This window comes from Rhizobium sp. ZX09, assembly GCF_017357485.1.
GTDB lineage: Bacteria > Pseudomonadota > Alphaproteobacteria > Rhizobiales > Rhizobiaceae > Agrobacterium > Agrobacterium pusense.
Map to the genome: position 1 here is coordinate 1,501,041 of NZ_CP031364.1, position 25,409 is coordinate 1,526,449.

Genomic DNA, 25,409 nt, shown 5'->3' on the forward strand with positions numbered 1-25,409 from the left:
CAGGCGAACACCTGTTCGGGGTGTTCGCGCATGTGGAGGAATGAAATGGATGGACCCGTTTATGCCCGCCCGGCAATCAGCCTGATTGCGGAAGGGCTCGGTCCGCATAATGCCGCCCTTTACATCGGCGGCAGCGATGGTGCTGGCGACCGGGAGCTTCTGCGCCGGCACGGCATTACGACCGTCGTTAATTGCGCCGTCAATCTTGATATCAATCTCGTGCAGACGATGGCCGAAGAAGGCGACCGGCGGGCTGTGGGTTATGGTGACATCCGCTATTACAAGCTTGGCCTGATCGACGGCGATGGCAGCCCTGACACCATGATGCTGGGCGCTTATTACATACTCGATGGCGCACTTCGCCAGACCATGCCGAAGCGGGAGACTTATCCCTTTGTCGATGGCGGCAATGTGCTTGTCAACTGCCGCAGCGGCCGCAGCCGTTCCGTCTCGCTGGTGGCGCTTTTCCTGCACAAGCAGCAGCCCGACCTCTATCCGACCCTCGACGATGCGCTGGCCGTGATCCGCACGAAACGGGAATTGCGGCCTGACGAATGGTTCGAGACGCCGAAACCGATGCTTTATGCCGCCGCCCGCCGTGCTTCCGAATGGATCGACTTGGTTGAGGGCAGAAAGATCGCGCAATCATGCTGACACATATGCTGCCTTCCGTTGCCGTCATTGCCGATGCGCATTTTCATGATACTTCAGCGGATTTCGGGTTTCCCGGCATCGAAATCGAAGGCGAGCGCATCACCATGCGCAGCTGGTCGGAAACGCGTGAATCCACCCGGGTTTTCAACGAGAGCGCGGATGCATTGCATGCGGCGCTGGAAGAGGTGCGCCAGCGTGGCATTCGCCATGTGGTGCTGCTCGGCGATTATACCGATGACGGCCAGCGGGTGACGACTGAAACGCTGAAGGGCATTCTGGAACGCCATCGCGATACCCATGGCACCGCTTTTTATGCGCTGCCCGGGAACCATGACATTTTCGGCCCTTGCGGCCGAAATCACACCAAGGAATTCCTGACGGAGAACGGCAAAGGCGTCCTGGTTTCCAGCGATGCGCGCCGCACCGGGGAAGGGGTCGTCATAACCGACCGCATGTACTGCGAAGGTTATCCCGCCGGCCTCGATCCGATGGGGGCTTTCGGTTATTTCCGCCAGCCGGATTATCTGCATTGGGAGACGCCCTTCGGCGCGTCCGACGCGCCGGAAGACCGGCTCTACGACGTGCGCTCTCCCGATGGGCGGAATATCTATCGCTTGATGGACGCCTCCTATCTTGTCGAGCCGGAAGAGGGCCTCTGGCTCCTGATGATCGATGCGAATATTTTCGAGCCGCGCGACGGTGTCTTTCAGCGAGGTGAGGAAGCCGCCTTTACCGACAGCACTTCGGGTGGCTGGAACGCGCTCCTGCGTTGCAAGCCCTTCATCATTGACTGGATTGCCGACGTGCGCCACAGGGCGGAGCTGCTCGGCAAGACCTTGCTCGGCTTTTCCCATTATCCGGTGCTCGATCCCTTCGATGGAGCAAGCCGTGCCGAAGGTGCCCTGTTCGGTGAAACCAATGTCGTGCGCCGTACGCCACGCAAAGCGGTGGAAGACGCGCTGGTGCGGGCTGGGTTAACCGTCCATTTCAGCGGGCACCTGCATGTCGAGGGCGTGACGCAGGGTGGGGAGGGTGATAGGTCGCTCACCAATATTGCCGTCCCTTCGCTCGTCGCCTTTCCTCCCGGATTCAAGGTCATCCATCCAGCCCGGCAGGACATCAGCGTGGAAACGGTGGAAATGACCGCTCTGCCGGTCAATGACCGTATTTGCCAGGGTTACGCGCAGGAGACGGTACTGGCAGGTGAAGAGGACGACCCGTCTTTTGCAGCCGGTGATTATGGTGGGTTCCTGCTTGGCCACAAGCGGGCGCTGATCAGGCATCGCTATTTCAGCAAGGAATGGCCGGCAGAGATCGTTGCGGCAATCTCCGACAAAACCGTGCAGGAGGTTCTCCTCCTGCTTGGGCAGGATGGCCGCGAACTGTCTGATGGACTTGCGCTGTCATTCGAATTGCCCATGTTCGAGCTGATTGCCGACTGGTATTGCCTGCGACAGGCGGCGGGTCTAGCCCTGCCGCATATCCCGCATGAGCGGCTCTGCCTCTATCGGAAATTGGCGCAGCGTTTCGGCCGCGCGCCGGATCGTCACGACGGGTCAGTCAGGAGTTTTATCGAAATCTTCCTCGGAGCGCTCGGCCTATTTCTTGAGCGTGCAGAAGGCAGCCCGCGCGACATTACGCTTCGGCTCGGGTCGCAGCGTGAACGCGTTGCGGTTTGATCCGACGATTTGCGGAAGGGGCGGTCTATCATGGCTGGGTTGATTGCTGTCCGGCCGCCGGGACGGCAGGCGGGGGGATTGAATGGAATCGGTCGTTGTCGGCATCAACCTGTTCGGCGCCGTGGCTTTGCTGCTTTTCGGGCTTGCGCAGATAAAGGATGGCATGTCACGCGCCTTTGGTGCGAGGCTCCGCATCGGTCTGGCCGCCGGCACGCGCGGCCGGTATCGTTCCTTCTTCGCTGGTCTCGTGGCGACAATCGCCTTGCAGAGTTCCACTGCCACCGCGCTGATGGTCGCCTCTTTCGTCGAGAAGGACCTCATCGCGCCGGCCATGGCGCAGATCGTCCTGCTCGGCGCCAATGTCGGAACTGCGATGACGGCGTGGATTGTCGCTCTCGGGCTTGGCTGGCTGTCGCCGTTGCTCATCCTTGCGGGTGTCATCCTGTCGCGTGGCAAATCGGTGCAGCGGCAGGGAGGCGGGGCGGCGGTGGCCGGTGTCGGTCTCATGCTGCTGTCCCTTCATCTTCTCTCGGCTGCAACTGATCCCATCAGGCAGTCGCCAGCACTGGGTCTCTTTATCGGCATGCTCGGTGATGCCTGGCCTGTGGCGCTGATCTTCTCCGCCGTCCTTGCTGTTCTTGCCTCCTCCAGTCTCGCCATCGTCGTTCTGATCCTGTCGCTTGCCGCCAGCGGCGGCATGGAAACGAGCCTCGTGATCGTTCTGGTGCTCGGCGCCAATCTCGGCGGCGCGGTGCCGCCGGTACTGGCGACGCTGAAAGCCCCGATCGCGGCACGCCGGGTGACGGTGGGAAATCTCGTCGTCAGGGCCATCGGCTGCCTCGCAGCGCTGCCGCTCGCCGGATATGCCGCGGCCCTGCTGGACATGTCACCCTTTTCGCATGCGAATCTAGCGGTGGATGCGCATCTCGCCTTCAATTTCGCTGTTGCCGCCTTCGCGTGGCCGCTCTCGCCAGTGCTTCTGCGAGTAACGACGATGCTGCTGCCGGACAGAGAGAGCACCGAAAACAATCACAGCTATCTCGACAGTCACGATCTCGATCAACCGGTTGCGGCGCTTGCCGGCGCAAGCCGCGAGGTGCTGCTGGTCGGCGACCTGATCGAGCTTATGCTGCGGCAGGCGAGTGAGGCCATGCGGGACAGTGATGCCGCAAAGCTCAACGATATCAGCAGCCTGGAGGGCCGGGTCGACCGCTTGCAGCATGAAATCAAGGTTTATGTCTCGAAGGTCGGACAGAATGGCCTGGCCCGCAAGGACCAGCGCCGTGCGATGGATATTGTCGAATATGCCATCAATCTCGAACATATCGGCGATATCATCGAGAAAGGCATCCGTCCGGAGATCGCCAAGAAGATCGATCTCGGCCTCCGCTTTTCCGATGATGGGAAAAGTGAACTTGAGCGTCTTTTTGCCGTCACGCTCGATAATATCCGCATGGCACAGTCCGTTTTCGCCACTCGCAACGCCGATCTTGCCCGTCGGTTGGTGGAAGTGAAGGAAGATGTGCGGCGGCTGGAAAAACAATCGTCGGAAAGCCATCTCCAGCGCCTGCGCGACGGCCGGGTTGACAGCATTCAGACGAGTTCGGTGCATCTGGACATGTTGCGTGATCTCAAGCGCATCAACGCCCATCTTGCAGCCGTTGCCCACCCGATTCTCGATGAGAGCGGGCTGCTGATCGAAAGCCGGATCCGGCAGGCGGGTTAGCGTGCGGTAATGCGCTCCACCATGGAAACGGGCACGACCTGGAGCCGCGTTTCCGGCTCGTCGCTGTCAAGAGCGGTCAGGACCTTCTCCGTCAACGCGTCGAAGGACTGGGCAACGGTCGTCAGCTGGTAGCTTTTCCAGCCCGCCTGCGGAATGTCGTCGAAGCCGACGATCGAGATGTCTTCCGGCACCCGGCGGCCCATTTCAAGACGCGCGGCGTCCATGAAGCCGAGCGCGAGCAGATCGGTCACGCAGAAAGCGCCATCGATGGACTTGTCCGCCAGCAATTCGCAGCCGGCCTGATAGCCGCTGTCATAGCTGGTCGGACCACCGGACCAGGGCACGACCTCGATACCTTCAACCGTCATGCGCTGGGTGAAGGCACCGGCGCGGCGCAGCTGAGCCGGCGTCTGGCTACCGCTGGAAACGACCGCGACTTTCCTGCATTTCGCCGCCACAAGCCGCATGGCGGCAAGATCGGCGCCATGGGAATCGTCGCTCAACACCATATTCGTGTCGGTGCGATCAAGACGCTGATTTATGAGAATGAGGCGCACGCCATTGGCGATGCATTCATCGACGATCGAAGCCGGCGGTTCGCCGGAAAGGACCACGATGGCCTGCGCGCGGAATTCGAAGAGAAGCTCGATCAGCGGCGCAATGTCCTTGCGGGCATCTGCCGCATTCAGCAACAGGCATTGCAAGCCCCGGCGCAGGAGGCCGATGCTGAGGAGATCGAGCTGTTTTGAAATAAATGGGGAGCTGAGATTGGCACCGACGACCCCGATGAGATTGGAGCGGTCGTTGTTGAGACCCTGCGCCAGACGGTTGACGCGGTAGCCGAGTTCCTGTGCGGCTTTCAGCACCTTGCGCCGGACGGCCTTCGATACGCTGCCGCCGGGTGTGAAGGTACGAGAGACGGCGGAGCGTGAAACCCCGGCCTTTTTCGCCACCTCTTCGGCCGTCACGAACCCTCTTGCCATCCGACTCCCCCGGTTCCGAAATCCAATGCCTGATATCACAGGCTACGGGATGTCGGCTATTCCAATTTCACCAGCACCCCGTCACCCTTTAGAAAAGCTCTCTGGCGTTTCAGGAAATATCCAATCCGTTCCACAGGCGTCGGGACAGGAAAAACATTTCCTGCCCGGCGCCGTTCAAAAATTACAGTTTTGTGACAAAAAAACGTTTGAAAACAGATAAATAAGTTAATGATCACGTGTGCATTTTTTCATTGACAAAACGTCTTTTAAGGCGGATCATGCATTCCAAGGTAGAGTGATATATGGAATTTTTATTCCATAATCGCTTTGCCCGCGATGTTTTCGGGAGGAGCTGGGATCATCGTTGTGAGCGGGTAAAACACCCGCTTCTGAAGCATAGATGCATTGCTGAAGGTTACGCACGCGCCGCCTGTTCTACGGGTCGCGCGAAGGCAGGTTTTTGCCGGCGCGTGAGGGCAAAGCGTGGCCATATGGGGAGAGAGAATGGCTCTTTTAAGCGAATCGACGAAGGCGGAGGCGCTGGGAAGTCCCCCGACGACCGCGCCTTCGGCATGGCAGGCCTGGCGGTATCGTCTCAAGGTCGCACTCAGGGAGCCTACGACGCTGATCGGCGTTCTGACGGCTCTGCTTTTCACCTATCTGATCGTCGTTCCGATCATTTCGATCATTCTCGATGCCGTCCGCGTCCAGTTCGGCCACGAACGGCGCCTCGGCAAGGATGTCGGCGATCTCACGCTTTATTATCTCGACAGGGCGTTTTTTTCGCCCGTCGCATCGGATCTTTTCTGGCGTCCGCTCTTCAATACGTTGACCGTCGCATTCGGGGCGATTGCGCTTTCGCTCGTCATCGGCACCGTTCTTGCCTGGCTTATCAGCAGAACGGACATGTTCGGCCGCCGCTGGTTCGCCACGGCCTTGATCGTGCCCTATATGCTGCCGGCCTGGACCTTCGCGCTCGCCTGGACGACGTTGTTTAAAAATCGCACCGTTGGCGGCCAGCCCGGCTGGTTCGAGGCGATAGGCCTCACGCCGCCGGATTGGGTCGCTTACGGACGTTTCCCGATCACCATAATCCTTGCCCTGCATTACACGCCTTTCGTCATCCTGCTGTTCGGCTCGGCGCTTCGCCGCTTCGACTCGCAGCTTGAAGATTCCGCCCGCATTCTCGGTGCCCATCGTTATCAGGTCGCCCTGCAGGTCATCCTGCCGCTGATGCGCCCGGCGCTATTGTCCTCGATGGTGCTGATCTTTGCGAAATGCCTTGGCGAGTTCGGCGTACCCTATGTTCTCGGGCTGCCCGTGAAGTTCGAGGTTCTCTCCACATCGCTGTTCCGCAGCATTGCGTCGCGCCAGACGGGTGTTGCCGGTGTCGTCGCGGCCTCGATCATGCTCATCGGCATCATCACGCTCATGATCGACGCCCGCCTCGTTCGCGAAGCCCGCCGTTTCGTGACCATTGGTTCGAAAGGCTCGATGAACAGGCAGAGCCGTCTCGGCAAGATGCGGCTTCCGGCGACGGGCTTCGCGGCTGCCATCTTCGTTCTCAGTGTCGGCCTGCCGCTTCTGACCCTGGCGCTCTCGACGGTCATGAAAATGCCGGCCCGCTTCACGTTCGACAACTTCACCCTCGATTACTGGATTGGCAGCAACCTCAACACCGTCGCCTTGCAGACCGGCGTGCTCCTGAGCCCCGACCTATGGGCTGCCGCAAAAAACACGATGATGATCGTCGGGCTTGCCTCGCTCACATCGGGCATTCTTGGCCTGCTCGTTGGTTATGTCGTCATCCGCACGCCGGTGCGTGCCCTGTCCGTCTACCTGCGACAGGTGACGTTCCTGCCCTATCTCGTGCCCGGCATTGCCTTTGCCGCCGCCTATCTGTCGCTCTTTGCCGTTCCGCGTGGGCCGATGCCGGCGCTCTATGGCACGGTGACGATCCTCATCCTGGCGCTGATCGCTGACCAGATGCCCTACGCTTCGCGAGCCGGCATTTCCGCCATGACGCAGCTTGGAAAGGACCCGGAAGAGGCTGCCCAGATCGCCGGTGCAGGCTGGTTCCGCCGCATGATCTCGATCGTCATCCCGATCCAGAAAGGGTCGCTGGTGACCGGGGTTCTCCTGCCCTTCATTTCGGGCATCAAGGGTCTCAGCCTCTTCGTGATCCTCGCCGTGCCGAGCACGGATGTTCTGACCACCTATTCGCTGCGGCTGGTCGACTACCACTACACGCAGGCTGCCAACGCCGTGGTGCTGATCATCGCCGCCATTGCCTATTTCGGCACGCTGTTGGCCCAGAAGCTGACCCGCACAAATCTTGCAGAAGGACTTGGAAGCTGATGCCTACCATCAACCTGCGCGGTGCGCAGAAAAACTACGGCGTGAATTCCGCGAATGCGGTTTCCGATCTCGATCTCGAAATCCGCGACGGCGAGTTCATGTGCCTGCTCGGGCCTTCCGGCTGCGGCAAGACCACCACGCTTCGCATGATAGCTGGCCTCGAAAACCTCTCGGGCGGAGAGATCCGCGTCGGCGACCGGGTGATCGATTCCGTGACCGAAGGCATTTTCGTGCCGCCGGAAAAACGTGAAATGGGCCTTGTTTTCCAGAGCTACGCGCTATGGCCGCATCTGACCATCGAGCGCAATACCGATTTCGGCCTGCGCCTGCGCAAGCTGCCGAAGGCCGAGCGTGAAGCCCGTGTCGAGCGCGTCATGCAGGCGCTCGACATCGCCAAATATCGCGACCGCTATCCGTCGCAGCTTTCCGGTGGTCAGCAGCAGCGTGTGGCGCTTGCCCGCATGCTCGCCGTCAATCCGGGCGTTCTGCTTCTCGATGAGCCGCTCTCCAATCTGGATGCCCGGCTGCGGCTTGAAATGCGCGCCGAGCTGAAGCGGCTGCACAAGGAATTCAAGACGACCATCGTCTTTGTGACGCATGACCAGTGGGAAGCCATGACACTTGCCACCACCATTGCCGTCATGAACGAAGGCACGCTGCAGCAGATGGGCACGCCGAACGATATCTACGACCGTCCGGCCAATCGTTTCGTCGCCGAATTCGTCGGCAGCCCGCCGATCAACATACTGACTTTCGGCCAGCCCGGGGTGTCGGACATAGCGGACAGCGCGGAAGCCTATTTCGCAACCCGTTATCCGCAACTGCGCGGCATTGCCTCGATCGGCATGCGGCCGGAAGCCATGGGTTATGTGATGAAGTCCGAGGATGTGCCGCAAGGCAGCTTCGCCGGCGAGATGACGGTGACCGGCGTGCTGCCGACCGGCGGCAGCTGGATTCTCGAACTCAGAAGCGAGAACCACACGCTGTTCCTGACCACCCACTCCCTGCCGCGTATCGACAGCGGCGACCGCGTGTTCTTTCACGTGCCGCCCGAAGCCCTTCACGCCTTCGATGCCAGGGGGCAGAGGATCACCGAGGCGGACGCCGTTCTGCGCCACAGCACCTACAACTGAAAACGCCGCCGAGACGGCTGAAGGAGAAGCAGGATGAAGCGGACAATAGCGGGCCTGAGCCGGCTCTTATGCGCAACGGCGATTGCCGCAACGCTTGGCGGCGTGGCGAAAGCGGGAGAGCCTTTCGACCTCAATGCCCTGATCGAGGCGGCGAAAAAGGAAAAACCGATCACCGTCTATGACAGCACGGGAAAGATCGTTGAAATGGCGAAGAACTTCGCCGCGAAATACGGTGTCGGCGCTGAGGGCGCGAAGGTGAAGGCCTCCGCCCAGCTGGAGATGATCATCCGCGAGGCGCGCGCCAACAATATTCAGGGTGACGTCTCGATCATCAGCGATGCGCCGGCCGCGATGGCGCAGCTTATTCCGCTCGGTTTTGTCGAAAGCTGGCTGCCGCCGGATATGGCCGGCAATATTCCGCCGGAGTATCAGGACCCGCTGACCGTCGTCACCAGCGCCAATGTCTGGGCTTATAATAGCGAACTCTTCGACAAATGCCCCGTTTCCAATATCTGGGAACTGACCGACCCGAAGTGGAAGGGGAAGGTGGCGATGCAGGATCCGCTCGGCAAGGCATCCTATGTCGACTGGTTCAACCAGATGGCCAGCCACGGCGATGGTGAAGTGAAAGCGGCCTATAAGGCGCTTTACGGCAAGGACCTCGAAACCGGGGAAAAGAGCGCGACGGCAGCCTGGGTGAAGGCGCTTGCCGCCAATGCTCCGCTTCTGACCGACGCCGATGCGGCTGCTGCCGAAGCCGTTGGTGCTCCCGGTCAGAAAGAACCCTTCATGGGCCTCATCAGCTCGGCCAAGTTCCGTGACAATGCCGAGAAGGGCACGAAACTCGGCCTCTGCAAGGAGCTGAAACCCTGGGTCGGCTGGCTCTATCCGGGCGTCGGGCTGATCACCAAGGGCACGAACAGCCCGAATGCGGCGAAGCTTTTCATTCACTACATCATGACTGCCGAAGGCATCGCGCCGCAGGCGATCGACGGCAAAATGTCGACCAACAGGGAGGTAAGTCTGCCCGCCGACGAGCCATCGGGTATTGGCGCCGTCCTCGATAACATTCTGCCCTACAGCATGGCGACCAGTCTTGAAGACTGGGATGCGCGTGAAACCTGGCAGGACTTCTGGCGTGTGAACTACAAAAAATAATGGGGGACCAATTCGTGACGATCATGGCTAGGAATAATAATGGCAACGAGCGCAGGCGGCGGGGGACCGCCTCCGCACTTTGCCTCGGCGTCTCGCTGGCACTTGGCGGGGCCGCGCATGCGCAGGAAGCCTTCAATCTCGATGCGCTCATCGCTGCCGCGAAGAAGGAAAAGCCGATTACGGTTTATGCGGTGACCGGTAAGATCGTGGATACCGCGCAGGCGTTTACGGCCAAGTATGGCGTGCAGGCCAGCGGCAAGAAGATGAACGAGGCGACGCAGGTCGAGCTGATGATCCGCGAACATCGGGCTGGCAATGTCGTCGGCGATGTGAGCGTGGCCACGGATGTTGCCTCCGCCATGGGTGAGCTTCTGCCGGCAGGTATCGCTACCAGCTGGACGCCGCCTGATATCGAAGGCGATATTCCGCAGAAGCTGCGGGATCCGCTCGTGGTCGTCTCAGACCCGCATGTCTGGACCTACAATACCGAGAAATACGACACATGCCCGGTCACCAACATCTGGCAGCTGACGGAGCCGCGTTGGAAGGGCAAGCTTGCCATGCTCGATCTATTCGACAAACCGCTTTATGCCGACTGGTTCAACCAGATCGAAACCCACCACGATGCCGATGTCGCCAAAGCCTACGAGGACCTCTACGGCAACAAGCTGGAAACGGGCGAAAGAAGCGCAACGGCTGCCTGGGTGAAAGCCTTTGCCGAAAATGCGCCGCTCCTGACGGATTCCAGTTCGGTGGCGGACGCTGCCGGTGCTCCGGGACAGACCGATCCCTTCTTCGTCATCACCTCGGTCGCGAAGTATCGTGACAATGAAGCCAAGGGGCTGAAGCTCGGTCTTTGCAGCGGTGTAAAGCCATTTTCCGGATTCCTCTATCCCGGTTTCGGCCTGATTGCCGGGCAAACGAAAAGCCCGAATGCCGCGAAACTCTTCCTGCATTATCTGATGACGGAAGAAGGCATCGCGCCACAGACCGCTGACGGCAAGCTTTCCGGCAATATGAAAATCGCCCTGCCGGCGGATGAGCCTTCGAGGGTCGCCGATCATCTCGATGAGCTGATGGCTTTCGACGCCGCAACGGCGGCCGACGATCTCGACAAGCGCGAAGGCTGGCAGGATTTCTGGCGTGTGAATTACAAAAAATAAACGGAAGGCGGGGTGCAAACCCGCCTGTCTTTTCCTTGGGAGGGGAAACGATGCGAAAAATGAAATTGAGGGCTGCCTCGGCCATGGCCGCAGGTGCAATGATTATAGGCGCTTCCGCTCTGGCCGCCGCGGCTGAAGAGCCCTTCGATCTCGACGCCGTCCTTGCGGCGGCAAAGCAGGAGAAGCCGATCAACATCTATGACAGCACCGGCAAGATCGTTGAGATGGCGGATAAATTCAGCGCCAAATACGGGCTGAAGGCGACGGGCGTAAAGGTCTCCGCCAATAGCCAGCTGGAGATGATCATCCGCGAAAGCCAGTCGAACAATGTGCAGGGGGATGTGGTGTTGATTACCGATGCGCCCTCTGCACTTGCCCAGCTTCTGCCGGCGGGTTTTGTGGAAAATTACCTGCCGGGCGACATGACCTCGAAAATTCCGGCGCAGTTTCAAAACCCACTGGCCATTTCCACCAACGCCAACGTCTGGGCGTATAATACCGAAGCCTATGACAAATGCCCGGTGACGAATATCTGGGAACTGACCGAGCCGAAATGGAAAGGCAAGGTCGCCATGGTCGATCCGCTCAGCAAGAGCACCTATACCGACTGGTTCAACCAGCTTGAAGCCCACGGTAATGAAAAGATAGCGGCGGCCTATAAGGCTCATTTCGGCAGGGAGACGGAGGAAAAGAGTGCGGCAGCTGCGTGGATAAAGGCGCTGGCTGCGAATGGCCCGCTCGCCACCGACGGCGACGACCCGGTTGCGGAAGCGGTCGGCGCGCCCGGCCAGAACCAGCCCTTCTTCGGCCTGCTAAGTTCAGCCAAATTTCGCGACAATGCCGACAAGGGCTACAAGCTCGGCCTCTGCACCGACCTCGATCCCTGGGTCGGCTGGACCTATATCAAGCTCGGCCTGATGGCCTCCAAGACCAAAAGCCCGAACACGGCCAAGCTCTTTATCCACTATATCCTGACGGAAGAGGGCATCGCCCCGCAGATGAAGGACGGTAAGCTGCCGACCAATACCGACATCAAGATGCCGGATGATGAGCCTTCGGGGCTGATGAATGTTGCCGACCGGCTGATGGGATACAATTCTGCTACGGGTCTCGATGATTTCGATCGGCGCGAGGAGTGGCAGGATTTCTGGCGCGTCAACTACACGAAGTAATCCCGGCTGGCGCGGTCCTGGCCGCACCGCCTCCTCCTTTTTGCGAATGAACGGAATGGACATGCCGATGCAGACCTCATTGAGCGAACGAAATCCTGGAGATGAGGGCGCATTTTCCCGCTCCGTGCGGTTGATGAAAATCGCCGAAACAGCGGCGCGTGCCGTGCGCGATCCTCTGCTTGCGGCATTCCGATCGGATATGACAGTGGACTACAAGGTCGATCTCCACGATATCGTGACTATCCACGACAAGCGCGCTGAGGTCGCCATTCGCACCATCATTCTCGAACGGGAACCCAACTCGGCCATCATGGGTGAGGAGGGCGGCCAGATCGGTAGCGGTGAGGTGCAATGGTATGTCGACCCCATCGACGGCACGGCAAATTTCGCCCGCGGCCTTGCCTTCTGGTGCGTGTCCATTGCCGCCGTTATCGACGGGAAGGTTGTTGCCGGCGTGGTTTATGACCCTGTCGCGGAGCAGATGTTTTCGGCCGATGTCCAGGCGTCTTATCTGAACGGCGAAAGGCTGCGCTCGCGTAGCGTCTCGGACGAGACACGGGCGACGCTCATCACCGGCTATCCCGTCTCGCGCGATTTCCGGCTGGATGGGCGGGAAGCGGCGCTCGCCAATTTCGGTACTCTTACTGAGACCTTTTCTACATTGCGCCGGCCCGGCAGCGCTGCGCTCAGCATTGCTCACGTCGCGGCGGGCTGGACGGATGCGGCCGCTGGTTTCGGCGTCAACGCCTGGGATGTGGCAGCCGCCATCCTCATTCTCAAAAATGCCGGCGGCGCCTATGAACCTCTCACTCTTGGAAAGGTGGCGGAAGGCGCCGCCGAATTCCTTTGCCCGGGTTATATAGCCACGGGTGAGGGGGCCAACTATCCGACATTGCAGCGGGTGGCACGAGCCATATCCGCAAGCCGCAGCGCCAAGACGTCGGTGCAACACGGGCCAACCGCCGCAGAAAACTGAAAAAGCAAAGATATGATGGCTGCCGTACCGGTGCCGGGGAGACATGACATGCCGCAACCGCAACAGACCATAGCCCGAGAGCAGGAGAGCGGCGAACTGCCGAAGCTCAGCCGCATCTATGAACGGCATCCGCTTTATGGTGTCGATCTCTTCATTTCGGGCAAAGAGGGTGCGAGCGACCTCAATCTTCTGCGTCAGAACGGCATTACCACCGTCGTCAATTGCGCCGTCAATCTGGACTTCAATTTCGTGGAGCAGTCCGATGTGGTTTCAGATCATGAAGGCAGCGTCTATGGGCCGGGCGAAATCCGATATTACAAGATCGGTCTGATCGACGGAGCCGGGAATCCTGATACCCAAATGGTGGCAGCCCATTATATTCTGCGGGCGGCGCTGGAGCAGATTCTGCCGGAAAAACCATCTTACCCCCGCCGGGAGCGCGGCAATGTGCTCATCAATTGCCGGGGCGGCCGTTCCCGCTCTGTCGCCGTCGTCGCGCTCTTCCTCCATCTCACACTGCCAGCGGAGTTTCCGACCCTGGACGACGCGATAAGCTTCGTTCGTCTGAAACGAGAACTGCCGGAAAATGAGTGGTATAAGGCTCCGAAACCCGTCCTGGCCGAAGCCGCTCGGCGGGCTGCCGGCTGGATCGCGATGATCGAGGCGGCCCACTGAAGAAGGCGCTCATTCGGGCCGCGCTTCCCATTCCGCACAGGCATCTCGTTTCTTGTCGATCTGCAAAAAAGAAGGGTCGCTGGGCGACCCTTTAGTCGGGGATGGGAAAGAAGTATCAGGCAAGTCCGCCGATATGGAACGTCTTTATTTCCAGATATTCTTCGATGCCGACCTGCGCGCCTTCGCGGCCAAGGCCGGATTGCTTGACCCCGCCAAAAGGCGCGACCTCGGTGGAAATCGCGCCGGTGTTGAGGCCCACCATTCCGAATTCCAGCGCTTCACCCACGCGCCAGGCGCGTCTGAGGCTTTCAGTGTAGAAGTAGGCCGCAAGCCCAAACGGGGTACCGTTGGCGATGGCGATCGCCTCTTCTTCCGTTTCAAAACGGAAGAGGGGAGCGACCGGGCCGAAGGTCTCTTCGCTTGCCAGACGCATGCCGGTCGTTGCGCCGGTCAGCACAATGGGGGCGGTGTATTGCGGACCTTCTGGTAGAGGGCGGGGTCTGGTGATGATCTTCGCACCTTTGGCCACGGCATCTTCCACATGGGCGCGGATCTTCGTTATGGCCGGCTCATTGATCATCGGGCCGATGGACACACCGGCCTCCGTTCCGGGACCGACCCGCATGGCATCAACGCGATCCGCCAGTTTTTTTGCAAAGGCGTCATAAACGCCTGCCTGAACGAGAATGCGGTTGGCGCAGACGCAGGTCTGCCCACCATTGCGGAACTTCGAAACGAGCGCGCCTTCCACGGCCAGATCGAGATCGGCATCGTCGAAAACGATAAAGGGCGCGTTGCCGCCCAGTTCCAGCGAGAGCCGCTTTACACTGTCGGCAGCGCCTCGCATCAGGAGTGAGCCAACGCGGGTTGAGCCCGTGAAGGAAATTTTCCGCACCGTCTCATTCGCCATGATTTCGTTGCCGATATCGGTCGGCATGCCCGTCACGATGTTGATGACGCCAGCGGGAATACCGGCCCGTTCGGCAAGAACACCGAGCGCCAGTGCCGAATAGGGCGTGAATTCGGAAGGCTTGATGACGACGGTGCAGCCGGCGGCAAGCGCGGGTGCAACCTTGCGCGTGATCATCGCGTTCGGGAAGTTCCACGGGGTGACGATGCCGCAGACGCCGACCGGTTCTTTCAGCACCACGATGCGCCGGTCCGGTGTCGGTGAAGGGATGGTGCTGCCGCCAATACGGCGAGCTTCTTCCGCGAACCATTTGACGAAGGATGCGCCATAGCGGATTTCTCCCTTCGCCTCCTCAAGCGGCTTGCCCTGTTCCGTGGTCAGGATCAGCGCAAGATCGTCCATATGCTCGATCATCAGGGCGAACCATTTTTCGAGAAGGGCCGCCCGCTCGGCATGGGTCTTTTTTCTCCAGGGGCCGAAGGCCGCATCGGCGGCCTCCACCGCCGCCCGGGTTTCCCTTCCGCCCATATCCGGCACGCTGCCGATGACTGCCTGCGTTGCCGGGTCGATCACGTCGACCGCCTTGCCCGATGCCGCTGCCTTCCATGCACCGCCGATCAGGCCGGCCTGGCGAAAGAGATCCCTGTCCTTCAAACCTTGCATCATCCGTCTCCGAAATCAGTCGAGCGCTGCGAGAACTGCAGCCGTTATGGCGTCCGTCTCATCCCTGCCCGGCACGGTGCCGATACCCCGGCCGGTCGTCGTTTCCAGTGCGGCCATAACCCGAGCCGCGGCATTCTTTTCCCCGAGATGCTCGAGCATCATCGCCCCCGACCAGATGGCGGCGATTGGGTTCGCGATGCCGAGATGGGCGATGTCAGGCGCTGAACCGTGCACCGGCTCGAACATGGAGGGCGCGCTGCGGTCGGGATTGATATTGGCGGAGGCGGCAAATCCGAGACCGCCCTGAATGGCCGCGCCCAGGTCGGTCAGAATATCGCCGAAGAGATTGGAGGCGACGACGACATCGAGGCTTTCCGGCGCCATCACCATGCGCGCCGCCATGGCGTCGATGTGGTAGCTGGAAACCTCGACACCGGGATATTCGGCGGCGAGCCTGTGCGTTACCTCATCCCAGAACACCATCGAATATTTCTGGGCATTCGACTTGGTGATCGAGGCCAGCTTGCCGCGACGTTTCTGCGCCTGTTCGAAGCCGAAACGCAGGATGCGCTCCACGCCCGTCCGCGTGAAGATCGAGGTTTCCACGGCCACCTCATCGTCCGTGCCCTGATGGACCCGGCCACCGGCGCCGGAATATTCGCCCTCGGTATTTTCGCGAATGCAGAGGATATCGAATCGATCCGCCTTCAACGGACCTTCGACACCGGGAAGCAATCGGTGCGGTCGGATATTGGCATATTGCACGAAGGCCTTGCGGATCGGCAGCAGCAGGCCGTGCAGAGATACCGAATCCGGAACTTCGGCCGGCCAGCCTACGGCCCCGAGGAGTATGGCGTCGAAACCGCGCAGGGTCTCAATACCGTCCTTGGGCATCATCGCGCCGGTTTCCTGATAGAACGCGCAGGACCAGGGGAACTCCGTTCCTTCAAGCGCAAAACCGGAGGTTCTGGCGGCGGCGTTGAGTACCTGCCATGCGGCATGAGTGACGCTCTTGCCGATGCCGTCGCCGGGAATGAGTGCGATGCGATGCGTTTTCAAGAAATTTCCCCTGTCACAGTCCAATCAGGACGCTCTTGCTCTTGCGGTTGGCGAGATAGGCTTCCCGTCCGAGATCCTTGCCGATGCCGGAACGTTTGTAGCCGCCGGTAGGCAGAATGTGGTCGCGCGAGCGGCCGTAACGGTTGACCCAGATCGTACCCGCCTGGATGGCGCGGGACAGGCGCATGACGCGTGAGACGTCACGGCTGAAAAGACCCGCCGCCAGACCGTAGGTCGGATGATCGGAAAGCGAAAGAGCCTCTTCTTCCGTGCGGAAGGTCTGCAGCGTCAGCACCGGCCCGAAGATCTCCTCGGTCACGGCGGGGGAGGTCTGGTCGACATTGGCGATCAGTGTCGGCTGGTAGAAATAGCCGGGGCCGTCCATGATCGCGCCACCGGTAAGGCATTCGCCGCCATGGGAGACCGCCGCCTGCACGATACCGTCGATGCGCTTGCGCTGCACCTCGGAGATAATAGGCGAATATTGTGTTGTCTCGTCCCAGGTGGGCCCGGGCTTCACCGCCTTCATGCGGGCGATGATTGCGGCGGAGAGGGCATCTACCGCACTGTCCTCCACGAGGATGCGCGAGCCGGCCACACAGGCCTGCCCGGCATTGGAGAGAATATTGCCGGCGATGGCCGTCGCCGCCTTTTCGATATCCGCATCGGCGAAGACAATCTGTGGGCTCTTGCCACCAAGTTCCAGCGTCATGGGCTTGATCCCTGTACGGGCGATATTGGCCATGATGGCGGCTCCCGCGGCGGTGGAGCCGGTGAAGCTCACCTTGGAAATCTCGGGATGGCCGGTGATGGCGTTGCCCGTGACGGGACCGTCGCCCAGCACGATGTTGATGAGGCCGGCGGGTAACCCGGCCTTGATCGCCAGCTGCGCCATGAAAATACTGGAGAAGGGCGTCATCTCCGAAGGTTTCAGCACCACGGCATTGCCTGCCGCAAGCGCCGGGCCAAGCTTCCAGCCAGCCATGGAGACCGGAAAATTCCACGGTGTAATCGCACCCACCACGCCATAGGGCTCCGTCATGATCATGCCGAGGCTCGTGTCGTCGGTCGGCACCAGATCGCCGCCTTCCTTGTCGGCGAATTCGGCGAAGAAGCGGATTTGCTCGGCGGTCACGGCGATATCGCCGGCGATCAGTTGGCCTACCGGCCGGGTCGAGGACAGCGCCTCGATCTTTGCCAGCGTCTCGGCTTCCTGCTCTATCAGGTCAGCCCAGCGTTGCAGGACCCGGGTGCGCTCGCGCGGGCGCACCCCGCCCCAGTTGCTGCTTTTCAGTGCGGCCTTGGCCGTTTGCACCGCTTCATCCACCAGGGCTGCATCCGCCTTCGGGCACCCGGCATATGGGGCCCCGTCCGATGGGCGGTGCATGTCGATACCGTTTTCAGCGGTGACGAGCCTGCTGCCGATGAAGTGGCCGATTGGCAGGGACAGGCTGTCTGGATCGAAGCTGAGCGTCATGGGAAATCCCCTTTGAATATGCCCTCAAAGCTAATTCCTGTCGGCAAGCGAAATCGACCGACTGCAGCCGTGGCAGTGAACGAAAATCCCGTTTTACCGTTGCCAGACAGCGCAATCTTTGGTGCGTGCTGTCTGCGGCCTCTCGCCGGTTCCCGTCATCGCCGGCAACCTGGAAAACCGGCGAGATACGCCTCATCCGTTCACTGTGACGTAGATTTTGCGCACCGTCTCGATGGTCTTCCAGACGCCGACGAAACCGGGTTTCATTACGAAACTGTCGCCCGCCGTATAACGCTGCGGTTCGCCGCCATCAGGGGTGATTTCGATGACGCCGGCCAGAATATGGCAGAACTCGAAGGTCTCACCTTTGATGGAACGGCTTTCCCCCGGTGTCGCTTCCCAAATGCCTGTCTTCACGGTTCCGTCGCGAGCTTCGTCAAGCGCCCAGGTCTTGAACGACGGGTCGCCTGCAATGAGGCGTTCTGGCAGCGCCCTGGAGGCCTTGGGCTCGAAGTCGGGGTTGGTATCGATGGGCTTGAGAAGCAGCATGAATTTTCCTTTCTGAAACAGGCGTGATGATCAATATCCGCGGCGGCGGTCGACAAGGCCGAGCGGTTGAAGACCGGTCTCGTGGCGTTTGATGTTTTCGACAACGGTGCGTGCCGCGGAATGGGGCTGAGTGACGCTGGCGATATGCGGCGTCAGGAGAATTTTGGGGTGGGTCCAGAAAGGATGGTCTTCGGGCAACGGTTCGGGATCCGTAACGTCGACCACTGCACCCGAGAGCCGGCCTTTATCGAGCGCATCGAGGAGTGCGCCGTGATCGAGCTGTCTGCCACGTCCGGCGTGAACAAGTCCCGCGCCATCGGGTAAAAGGCTCAGGCGCTGGGCGTTGAGAAGTCCGGTGGTCTCGTCCGTCAGCGGCAGCAGGCAGATGAGGATGTCGCTGGTGGAGAGTGTGGCTTTCAGCCCATCATCGCCATGGTGACAGGTGACGCCATCGATCTCGCGCGGCGACCGGCTCCAGCCGGCGAGCGGAAAGCCGAAAGTTCTTAACCGCTCCAGCGCTGCGACGCCCAGCATGCCGAGGCCAAGAACGCCAATCCGGCAGTCTTCTGCCTGCCGTTGCGGCAGCGTCTTCCACAACTGCTGCCGCTGCTGTTTCAGATAGGCGGGGAGATTGCGGTGAAGGGCGAGCACGCCGAGGCAGATATATTCCTGCATCATGCGGATGATCCCCTCATCCACCATGCGTACGACTTTCACCGTCTGCGGGACCGTATCGATGTGAAACTGGTCCACACCGGCCCCGATCGAAAAGAGGATTTCGAGGTTACGATAACGCGCTATATCCTCCGGCACCGTCCAGGTGATGAGGTAACGGACTGCATCGGGATCGACCTTGGAGGCATCCATTGCGAAGGGGAGATCCGGCAATTCGTCAGCCAGGGCCTGCCGGAAGATTTCGCCGCGTCTGGCGTCGGAGTTAAAGAGAAATGTCATCTGATCCGTGGTCTCGAGGGTTCATGCCGTGCAGCGCCGGCCGAGCATTTCCAGCATCGACTGGCAGGCGGAAAGTTCGCCCGCTGTTATGAATTCGTCCGGTTTATGGGCGCGGCCGATATCGCCGGGGCCGCAGATGATGGCGTCGATGCCCGCTGCCTGAAAGAGCCCGGCCTCCGTGCCATAGCTGACGGCCGCGAGACCGGGAGTGCCGGTCAGCTCCTCCAAAAGCGAGGCAAGCGGGGCCTCGGCGAGAAGCGACAGCGCCGGATAGGCGCTCATCGGCAGCCATTCGATATCGACACCTGTCGCGGTGAGCGCCTCCACGCTACGTCGTACCGGCTCCAGCAGGTCGATTGGCGAGACACCTGAAATAGCCCTTGCCTCCAGTTCGATGGCGCAATGATCGGGAATGATGTTGATCGCCTGTCCGCCGTTGACGGTACCGATCTGCAGGGACGAGTAGGGCGGCTCGAAGGTCTTCTCTAAAGGACCCTGGGTCAACGCGTCTGCCGCCTCCACCGCAGTCGCGATGATGCCTGCCATCAGATGAATGGCGTTCACTCCCTGATCGGGCCGTGAAGAATGGCCTGACCTGCCACGGATGCTGACCCGAGCCGCGGCTTTTCCCTTGTGGGCACGCACGGAACGCAAATTGCTGGGCTCGCCGATAATGGCGCCCGCCGGTGGCGCGCACAGTTCCGGCAGGCGCGCGATGAGATGGGGAACACCGCGGCAACCTGCCTCCTCGTCGTAGGAAAAGGCGATATGCACGGGGCGCTGAAGCGTCATGCGCGAATAGGCAGGCGCTGCGGCGAGGACGGTTGCCAGAAAACCTTTCATGTCGGTCGTCCCGCGTCCGTAAAGCCTGTCGTTTTCCTTTCTCAGCCGGAATGGATCGGAGGACCATTCCGGTTCTCCGGCGGGTACCACATCCATGTGGCCGGACAGAATGTAACCGGCCCGATCGGCCGGTCCGAAGGTGGCGAAGAGATTGGCACGGTCTCCCTCCGGCCCCGGAATCACGGATACTCTTGCGCCATGGCTTTCCAAATATTCGGCAATCCATCCGGCAATGTCGCCATTGGCCGTTCCCACCACTGACGGAAAGGCGACGAGACGCTCAAGGATTTCGATTGCGTTCATGGTCGTCCCCGTTGGCCCGTTATGATGGCCGCATTGCTCATTGCAAAAGCTTAGAACGGCCGAAGGCGTTTATCTGCTGAAAAGCGAGGTATTTCGGTAGATTGTTGTGTCCTTCCAGTGCTTTCAGAAAATTCGTGCTGGCATGGCTCGTTATCCTCGGACGTCATGGCTTGGACGCCGGGAACGCTGGTTCCCCGCGCTGGAGGGAGTGAGAGCCGTTTGCGATGGAGCTGCTCAAAGTCGATAGTTTCGAGTTGCGGACCGTGGATATTGCCGATGTGGAGGCAGATCGTCTGCACGCCCTCTCCATGGCGGTCGGATGGCGCTATCACGCCAATGAATGGTGTTTCCTGCGGCAATGCGGTGTCGGTCTCGCTGCGCTGGACGAGATCGACCGTGTTGTCGCGACAGCGATGCTCTTTCCCTATGATCAGGGTTTCGCGACGCTCGGCATGGTCATCGTATCGCCACGTCTGCAGGGGCGTGGCGTGGCGCCCTGGCTGGTGCGGCAGCTTCTGGCGAAATACCCGGCAACCGTCTTGCGGCTGAACGCCACCGACGTTTCACGTCGTCTTTTTGCAGGGCTAGGCTTTTCCGGAGATGCGGAAAAGGTGCAGCTGTTTCGGGGCAGGGCGCGCTCCCCCGTGCAGACACCGGGGCTTGGCAGAAAGCAACGGATCGAGCCCCTCTCGGAAGATCATTTGTCGGCGGTCGTGACGATTGACCGGGTGGCTTTGGGCGTATCGAGGCGGGGCGTGCTGCAACGCCTTCTGCGCGACAATACTGGCTATGGCCTTTTCGAGGTCGATCGTCTGGTGGCTTTCGCGCTGCGCCGGGCGGCCGGGCGAGGTCACATCGTCGGTCCGGTCGTCGCAGTTGAGGAGAAAGATGCGGTCGCGCTGGTGAGTCGGCATTTTGCCGATCTGGACGATCAGCTCGTCCGTCTGGATGCCGTGCAAGACCAGGGCGTATTGACCGATTTTCTGACGCAATCCGGCCTGGTCGTGATCGAAACTCTTACCACCATGTCGAAACAGGCGCCGCAGCCTGCGGGTTCGGGTCCGGCGAGGATTTTCGCCCTTGCGGGTCCATCGCTGTGCTGAAGCGCAGTTTTGAACCGCCTCAATTCGACTGATTATGTGGTGGTCCTGTTTCGGGCGTCGCCCGACGCGATGCGTTCCGCTGCGCTAGAAACATGCTTTGATGATTGACGCACTGCCCCTTGACCCTTATGTGAGAAAGCGACGGTTCCTGCAGCCGAAAGGCGAAGGGATTAATAGGGAACACGGTGCGGGTGATGATTATCGCCCAATGCCGTGGCTGCCCCCGCAACTGTAAGCGGATTGCCGCTCATCCTCGTGACGCCGATGGCGTCATGCCACTGCATTCTCCGGAATGCGGGAAGGCAGATGAAAGGCGCAAATCCGTGAGTCAGGAGACCTGCCGTCAAAATATAAACCATCGTTACGGGCGGGGAAGCCCGGAAGAGGAGATTGTAATGTTATTTCATAACATTTGGTTTGCGTCCTGTTACCGTTCTCCGTACAAGACGTTCCGTGGTTGCTGCGCATTCTGACGCCGCTGCTCTGGAACAAGCGATTTCATTTCGATTGGAGAACACATGTTTCATTCTGGACGCCTGCCGGTCCGCGCCGGCTTTCTCGCTGCTGCGCTTGCAGTTCTGCCCGCCGCCACCGCCACTGCCGCGGAAACGGTATATCCCTTGACAATCAAAAGCTGCGGTCACGACATCACTTTCAAGCAGCCGCCCGCCCGCGCCGTCTCCGTCGGCCAGAGCACGACTGAGGTTCTTTATCTGCTCGGACTGGCCGACAAGGTCGTTGGCACGGCCCTGTGGATCGGCCCGGTCCTTTCGGGCTATGAGGAGGCCAATTCCAGGGTGGAGCGTCTGGCCGACAATGATCCTAGCTTCGAGGCCGTCGTTGGAAAGAGGCCGGACCTCGTCACAACGCAGTTCCAGTGGCAGATCGGCCCCGAGGGCGTTGTCGGTACGCCGGCGCAATTCGCCGAACTCGGCATTCCTGTTTACACCTCGCCGGCAGATTGCGTGGGCAAGGACAATTCCGGGGGCGGCGACGGCGTGCGCAAGGCCGGCTTCACAATGGATTTGATCTATCAGGAAATCCGCGACCTTGCGCAGATTTTCAACGTCCAGGATCGCGGCGAAGAAGTGGTCAATGATCTCAAGAAAAGGGAAGAGGCTGCCCGCGCAAAGATTGCTTCCGCAAACGGCAAGCTTTCCGCCGTCTTCTGGTTCTCCAGCGCGGAACTGGATATCGATCCCTATGTGGCGGGCCGCAACGGCGCGCCCGGCTACATCATGTCGGCGCTCGGCCTGAAGAATGTGATCGAGAGCGACGAAGAATGGCCAACGGTCGGTTGGGAAACCATCGCCAAGGCCAATCCCTCGGTGATTGTGGCCGGAAAGATGGACCGCCGCCGTTTCCCGGCTGACGACATCGCCGTCAAGCAGAAATTCCTCGCCACCGATCCCGTGGCCAGCATCATGCCAGCTGTCAAGGAAGGTCACGTCTTCGAGATGGATGCCCAAGCGATGAACCCGACCATCCGGACGATCGAAGGCATTGAAACGCTGGCTGAGGCAATTTCGGCTGCCGGTCTCGCCAAGTGAGCGGGTTTTCAATCCATCTCGGCAGAGGAGGGCTGGTTTTTGCCGCGCTCGCCCTGCTGCTCGGCGCGCTGATGGCCGGGGCGGCCATCGGCGAAACCGCCATTCCATTCGATGTGGTGGCGAAAACCATCGCCAACCGGGTGTTTGACGCCGGTTATCCGCTGGAGCCGCTGGATGAGGGAATTGTGTGGAGCTATCGTCTCAGCCGCGCCGTCGTGGCCGCCTGCTGCGGGGCTTCACTGGCGCTTGCCGGCGCGGTTCTGCAATCGCTGCTGCGCAACCCGCTTGCCGACCCCTATATCCTCGGTATTTCCGCGGGCGCCTCCACCGGAGCGGTGGGCGTGGCCCTTCTCGGCTTTGGGGCGGGCTTTCTGACAATGCCGGCGGGGGCACTGATCGGTGCCTTCGTCGCATTCTCGCTTGTCAGTCTTCTGGCGGTGCGTGCAGGGCACGGCAACAGTGCCATCATCCTGGCCGGGGTGGCCGGTTCGCAACTGTTCAATGCCATGACGTCCTTCATCGTCACCAAATCCGCCAATGCCGAACAGGCGCGCGGTATCATGTTCTGGCTGCTGGGGAACCTCTCGGGCGTGCGCTGGCCGGATGTGTGGCTGGCCCTGCCGGTCAGTGTTGCCGGTCTTGCGGTTTGCCTCTGGCACGCCCGGGCGCTTGATGCTTTCGCCTTCGGCGGGCAGGCGGCCGCCTCGCTCGGCATTCCGGTGCGGCGGACCTATGCAGTACTGATCTCGGTTTCGGCGATCATGACGGCGGTGATGGTCTCGCTGGTCGGGTCCATCGGCTTTGTCGGCCTCGTCATTCCCCACGCGGCACGCATCTTCGTCGGCGTCCGCCATGGGCTGCTGCTGCCGGTGACAGCATTGACCGGTGCGGTATTCATGATCATCGCCGATATTCTCTCCCGCATTGTCATTCCCGGGCAGGTGCTGCCCATCGGTGTCATCACCGCGCTTGTCGGCGCGCCCGCCTTCGCCTTCATCCTCGGACAGAAGAGGGGACGTTCGTGAAGCTATCCGCTCATGACCTGAAATTTCGCGCAGGCAATATCGACATCGTACGCGGTGTCTCGCTCGATGTCGGTTCCGGAGAGTTTCTCGGCATAATCGGCCCGAATGGGTCCGGTAAAAGCACGCTGCTCTCCATGCTGGCCGGCATCCGCAAGCCGCGCCAGGGTCACGTCATGCTCGGCGGCGATCCGCTCGCCTCCCTCGGACGGCGTGAACTCGCTCGCCGGCTGGCTTTTGTGGAGCAGCAGGCCGAAACCACCGAGCGCATCACGGCACGACAGGCGGTGGAATTGGGGCGCACGCCCTATCTCGGTCCACTTTCGGCGTGGTCTGCGCATGACGACGCGATCGTCGAGGCCGCGCTCGATAATGTCGACATGGCCGACAAGGCGGAGCGCAGCTGGCACCACCTTTCCGGTGGTGAGCGCCAGCGACTGCATATCGCCCGCGCATTGGCGCAGGAGCCCAATATTCTGCTGCTGGACGAGCCGACCAATCACCTCGACATCGGCCACCAGATCGGCTTGCTCGATCTGGTGCGCCGGCAGGGATTGACCGTTGTGGCGGCCCTTCATGATCTCAATCACGCCGCCATGTTCTGCGACCGCATCGCCATTATGCATCGCGGTGAGATGATCGCCATCGGCGCGCCGCGCGAAGTCCTGACGCCGGCAACGGTAGCGTCCGTCTTCGGAGTGGAATGCGTTGTGACGGTTGATGGAAGCGGCTTTTCGCACATTCGTTTTCTGCCGGCCCACGGACGGGCCGATCATGCAAGAAAGGTCATGGCATGATGAAATTGCTGAGGCTTGCAAGAGTTGCAGGCGTTGCCCTCCTCATGGGGTCGGGTTTATCCGTACATGCCTCGGCAGAAACGTTCGAGGTGAAAATGCTGAACAGGGGCGAGAAGGGCCCAATGGTGTTCGAGCCCGATTTTCTGGAGATCACCGCCGGTGATCGCGTCCGCTTCGTGCCGACCCACAAGAGTCACAATGCCGCGACCGTTGAGGGGATGGTTCCTGAAGGTGTGGAAGGTTTCAAAAGCCGGATCAATGATGAATTCGAGACCGGTTTCGACAAGCCGGGTTTCTACGGTATCAAATGCTCACCGCATTATGGCATGGGCATGGTCATGCTGATCAAGGTCGGCGATGCGACCCTGCCGCAGAGCTACCGGACGGTCGACATGCCAGCGCGGGCAAAACCGCGTTTCGAGGAACTTTTCGAGCGCGCGGAAAGATGAGGGGCCGGTCAGTCCGTGCAACAGGGCCGGGAATGATCCGCCCCCAGTCACCG

The 25,409-nt window shown here is 60.6% G+C and carries 23 protein-coding genes and 1 riboswitch; of the genes, 16 read left to right on the forward strand and 7 right to left on the reverse strand.

The annotated features are described in order from the left end of the window. Positions 1 to 45 precede the first annotated feature (45 nt). From BTN45_RS21615 to BTN45_RS21625, 3 genes are all read left to right on the forward strand, one after another. Positions 46 to 654, forward strand: a complete 609-nt coding sequence (locus tag BTN45_RS21615) for a dual specificity protein phosphatase (RefSeq protein ID WP_006698666.1) — start codon at positions 46 to 48, stop codon at positions 652 to 654. Then, complete coding sequence (locus BTN45_RS21620) at positions 648 to 2,333, forward strand: metallophosphoesterase (protein WP_207590956.1); 1,686 nt, start codon at positions 648 to 650, stop codon at positions 2,331 to 2,333. The genes BTN45_RS21615 and BTN45_RS21620 overlap by 7 nt, the downstream gene beginning before the upstream one ends. Positions 2,334 to 2,415: 82 nt before the next feature. Further along, complete coding sequence (locus BTN45_RS21625; RefSeq protein WP_022563556.1) at positions 2,416 to 4,059, forward strand: Na/Pi cotransporter family protein; 1,644 nt, start codon at positions 2,416 to 2,418, stop codon at positions 4,057 to 4,059. Here BTN45_RS21625 and BTN45_RS21630 read toward each other — a convergent pair. Continuing rightward, a complete protein-coding gene (locus tag BTN45_RS21630) occupies positions 4,056 to 5,042 on the reverse strand; it encodes a LacI family DNA-binding transcriptional regulator (protein ID WP_044459769.1) in 987 nt (328 codons plus the stop codon). The genes BTN45_RS21625 and BTN45_RS21630 overlap by 4 nt on opposite strands. A 25-nt stretch (positions 5,043 to 5,067) precedes the next feature. Between BTN45_RS21630 and BTN45_RS21635 the strand changes: the two genes are divergently transcribed. From BTN45_RS21635 to BTN45_RS21670, 8 genes are all read left to right on the forward strand, one after another. Further along, a complete protein-coding gene (locus tag BTN45_RS21635; protein WP_207590957.1) occupies positions 5,068 to 5,262 on the forward strand; it encodes a hypothetical protein in 195 nt (64 codons plus the stop codon). 284 nt (positions 5,263 to 5,546) lie between these two features. Continuing rightward, entirely contained in the window at positions 5,547 to 7,400 is a 1,854-nt protein-coding gene (locus BTN45_RS21640) for an iron ABC transporter permease (RefSeq protein WP_004438246.1), read from the forward strand. Beyond that, entirely contained in the window at positions 7,400 to 8,533 is a 1,134-nt protein-coding gene (locus BTN45_RS21645) for an ABC transporter ATP-binding protein (RefSeq protein ID WP_006698661.1), read from the forward strand. Before BTN45_RS21640 ends, BTN45_RS21645 begins: the two co-directional genes overlap by 1 nt. Positions 8,534 to 8,566: 33 nt before the next feature. Next, positions 8,567 to 9,691, forward strand: a complete 1,125-nt coding sequence (locus tag BTN45_RS21650) for an ABC transporter substrate-binding protein (RefSeq protein WP_086132794.1) — start codon at positions 8,567 to 8,569, stop codon at positions 9,689 to 9,691. Between the two features lie 23 nt (positions 9,692 to 9,714). Further along, the gene (locus tag BTN45_RS21655) at positions 9,715 to 10,854 is read left to right on the forward strand and encodes an ABC transporter substrate-binding protein (RefSeq protein ID WP_207590958.1); all 1,140 of its coding nucleotides are present in this window, start codon (positions 9,715 to 9,717) and stop codon (positions 10,852 to 10,854) included. 59 nt (positions 10,855 to 10,913) lie between these two features. Continuing rightward, a complete protein-coding gene (locus BTN45_RS21660) occupies positions 10,914 to 12,026 on the forward strand; it encodes an ABC transporter substrate-binding protein (protein ID WP_246751749.1) in 1,113 nt (370 codons plus the stop codon). A 61-nt stretch (positions 12,027 to 12,087) separates the two neighbouring features. Then, positions 12,088 to 13,002, forward strand: coding sequence for an inositol monophosphatase family protein (locus BTN45_RS21665; RefSeq protein ID WP_207590959.1), 915 nt, complete (start codon positions 12,088 to 12,090; stop codon positions 13,000 to 13,002). A gap of 48 nt (positions 13,003 to 13,050) precedes the next feature. Further along, the gene (locus BTN45_RS21670; RefSeq protein WP_207590960.1) at positions 13,051 to 13,677 is read left to right on the forward strand and encodes a dual specificity protein phosphatase; all 627 of its coding nucleotides are present in this window, start codon (positions 13,051 to 13,053) and stop codon (positions 13,675 to 13,677) included. A gap of 115 nt (positions 13,678 to 13,792) precedes the next feature. Here BTN45_RS21670 and BTN45_RS21675 read toward each other — a convergent pair whose 3' ends face one another. From BTN45_RS21675 to argE, 6 genes are all read right to left on the reverse strand, one after another. Next, positions 13,793 to 15,250 carry an NAD-dependent succinate-semialdehyde dehydrogenase gene (locus BTN45_RS21675; protein ID WP_207590961.1) on the reverse strand — a complete coding sequence of 486 codons (1,458 nt, stop codon included), beginning with the start codon at positions 15,248 to 15,250 and terminating at the stop codon, positions 13,793 to 13,795. Positions 15,251 to 15,265: 15 nt separating this feature from the next. Further along, complete coding sequence (locus tag BTN45_RS21680; RefSeq protein WP_207590963.1) at positions 15,266 to 16,309, reverse strand: tartrate dehydrogenase; 1,044 nt, start codon at positions 16,307 to 16,309, stop codon at positions 15,266 to 15,268. A 13-nt stretch (positions 16,310 to 16,322) separates the two neighbouring features. After that, the gene (locus tag BTN45_RS21685) at positions 16,323 to 17,786 is read right to left on the reverse strand and encodes an aldehyde dehydrogenase family protein (RefSeq protein ID WP_207590965.1); all 1,464 of its coding nucleotides are present in this window, start codon (positions 17,784 to 17,786) and stop codon (positions 16,323 to 16,325) included. 192 nt (positions 17,787 to 17,978) lie between these two features. Next, positions 17,979 to 18,335, reverse strand: coding sequence for a cupin domain-containing protein (locus BTN45_RS21690; protein ID WP_207590967.1), 357 nt, complete (start codon positions 18,333 to 18,335; stop codon positions 17,979 to 17,981). Between the two features lie 30 nt (positions 18,336 to 18,365). Continuing rightward, positions 18,366 to 19,289, reverse strand: coding sequence for a glyoxylate/hydroxypyruvate reductase A (locus tag BTN45_RS21695; RefSeq protein ID WP_207590969.1), 924 nt, complete (start codon positions 19,287 to 19,289; stop codon positions 18,366 to 18,368). 21 nt (positions 19,290 to 19,310) lie between these two features. After that, on the reverse strand, positions 19,311 to 20,435 hold the full coding sequence (argE, locus tag BTN45_RS21700; RefSeq protein WP_207590971.1) for an acetylornithine deacetylase: 1,125 nt from the start codon (positions 20,433 to 20,435) through the stop codon (positions 19,311 to 19,313). A 224-nt stretch (positions 20,436 to 20,659) separates the two neighbouring features. Here argE and BTN45_RS21705 point away from each other — a divergent pair, with 224 nt between their 5' ends. The 5 genes from BTN45_RS21705 (at position 20,660) to BTN45_RS21725 (ending at position 25,356) form a co-directional block, all read left to right on the forward strand. Next, on the forward strand, positions 20,660 to 21,538 hold the full coding sequence (locus BTN45_RS21705) for a GNAT family N-acetyltransferase (protein WP_006698652.1): 879 nt from the start codon (positions 20,660 to 20,662) through the stop codon (positions 21,536 to 21,538). Positions 21,539 to 21,663: 125 nt separating this feature from the next. Further along, positions 21,664 to 21,898, forward strand: a riboswitch (cobalamin riboswitch). 158 nt (positions 21,899 to 22,056) lie between these two features. After that, positions 22,057 to 23,088, forward strand: a complete 1,032-nt coding sequence (locus BTN45_RS21710) for an ABC transporter substrate-binding protein (RefSeq protein WP_207590973.1) — start codon at positions 22,057 to 22,059, stop codon at positions 23,086 to 23,088. After that, entirely contained in the window at positions 23,085 to 24,113 is a 1,029-nt protein-coding gene (locus BTN45_RS21715) for an iron ABC transporter permease (RefSeq protein WP_037091029.1), read from the forward strand. Before BTN45_RS21710 ends, BTN45_RS21715 begins: the two co-directional genes overlap by 4 nt. Then, a complete protein-coding gene (locus tag BTN45_RS21720) occupies positions 24,110 to 24,907 on the forward strand; it encodes an ABC transporter ATP-binding protein (protein ID WP_113731639.1) in 798 nt (265 codons plus the stop codon). The genes BTN45_RS21715 and BTN45_RS21720 overlap by 4 nt, the downstream gene beginning before the upstream one ends. A gap of 44 nt (positions 24,908 to 24,951) precedes the next feature. Further along, on the forward strand, positions 24,952 to 25,356 hold the full coding sequence (locus tag BTN45_RS21725) for a pseudoazurin (RefSeq protein ID WP_246751750.1): 405 nt from the start codon (positions 24,952 to 24,954) through the stop codon (positions 25,354 to 25,356). Positions 25,357 to 25,409: the final 53 nt, after the last annotated feature.

Bases quoted from the DNA above. Each gene is read 5' to 3' on its own strand.
- BTN45_RS21655 (WP_207590958.1), top strand. From the start codon at position 9,715: ATGGCTAGGAATAATAATGGCAACGAGCGCAGGCGGCGGGGGACCGCC.
- BTN45_RS21675 (WP_207590961.1), bottom strand. From the start codon at position 15,250: ATGCAAGGTTTGAAGGACAGGGATCTCTTTCGCCAGGCCGGCCTGATC.
- BTN45_RS21660 (WP_246751749.1), top strand. From the start codon at position 10,914: ATGAAATTGAGGGCTGCCTCGGCCATGGCCGCAGGTGCAATGATTATA.
- BTN45_RS21665 (WP_207590959.1), top strand. From the start codon at position 12,088: ATGCCGATGCAGACCTCATTGAGCGAACGAAATCCTGGAGATGAGGGC.
- BTN45_RS21620 (WP_207590956.1), top strand. From the start codon at position 648: ATGCTGACACATATGCTGCCTTCCGTTGCCGTCATTGCCGATGCGCAT.
- BTN45_RS21645 (WP_006698661.1), top strand. From the start codon at position 7,400: ATGCCTACCATCAACCTGCGCGGTGCGCAGAAAAACTACGGCGTGAAT.
- BTN45_RS21635 (WP_207590957.1), top strand. From the start codon at position 5,068: ATGCCTGATATCACAGGCTACGGGATGTCGGCTATTCCAATTTCACCA.
- BTN45_RS21630 (WP_044459769.1), bottom strand. From the start codon at position 5,042: ATGGCAAGAGGGTTCGTGACGGCCGAAGAGGTGGCGAAAAAGGCCGGG.
- BTN45_RS21685 (WP_207590965.1), bottom strand. From the start codon at position 17,786: ATGACGCTCAGCTTCGATCCAGACAGCCTGTCCCTGCCAATCGGCCAC.
- BTN45_RS21650 (WP_086132794.1), top strand. From the start codon at position 8,567: ATGAAGCGGACAATAGCGGGCCTGAGCCGGCTCTTATGCGCAACGGCG.
- BTN45_RS21695 (WP_207590969.1), bottom strand. From the start codon at position 19,289: ATGACATTTCTCTTTAACTCCGACGCCAGACGCGGCGAAATCTTCCGG.
- BTN45_RS21705 (WP_006698652.1), top strand. From the start codon at position 20,660: ATGGAGCTGCTCAAAGTCGATAGTTTCGAGTTGCGGACCGTGGATATT.
- BTN45_RS21640 (WP_004438246.1), top strand. From the start codon at position 5,547: ATGGCTCTTTTAAGCGAATCGACGAAGGCGGAGGCGCTGGGAAGTCCC.
- BTN45_RS21725 (WP_246751750.1), top strand. From the start codon at position 24,952: ATGGGGTCGGGTTTATCCGTACATGCCTCGGCAGAAACGTTCGAGGTG.
- BTN45_RS21615 (WP_006698666.1), top strand. From the start codon at position 46: ATGGATGGACCCGTTTATGCCCGCCCGGCAATCAGCCTGATTGCGGAA.
- BTN45_RS21625 (WP_022563556.1), top strand. From the start codon at position 2,416: ATGGAATCGGTCGTTGTCGGCATCAACCTGTTCGGCGCCGTGGCTTTG.
- BTN45_RS21710 (WP_207590973.1), top strand. From the start codon at position 22,057: ATGTTTCATTCTGGACGCCTGCCGGTCCGCGCCGGCTTTCTCGCTGCT.
- BTN45_RS21690 (WP_207590967.1), bottom strand. From the start codon at position 18,335: ATGCTGCTTCTCAAGCCCATCGATACCAACCCCGACTTCGAGCCCAAG.
- BTN45_RS21670 (WP_207590960.1), top strand. From the start codon at position 13,051: ATGCCGCAACCGCAACAGACCATAGCCCGAGAGCAGGAGAGCGGCGAA.
- argE (WP_207590971.1), bottom strand. From the start codon at position 20,435: ATGAACGCAATCGAAATCCTTGAGCGTCTCGTCGCCTTTCCGTCAGTG.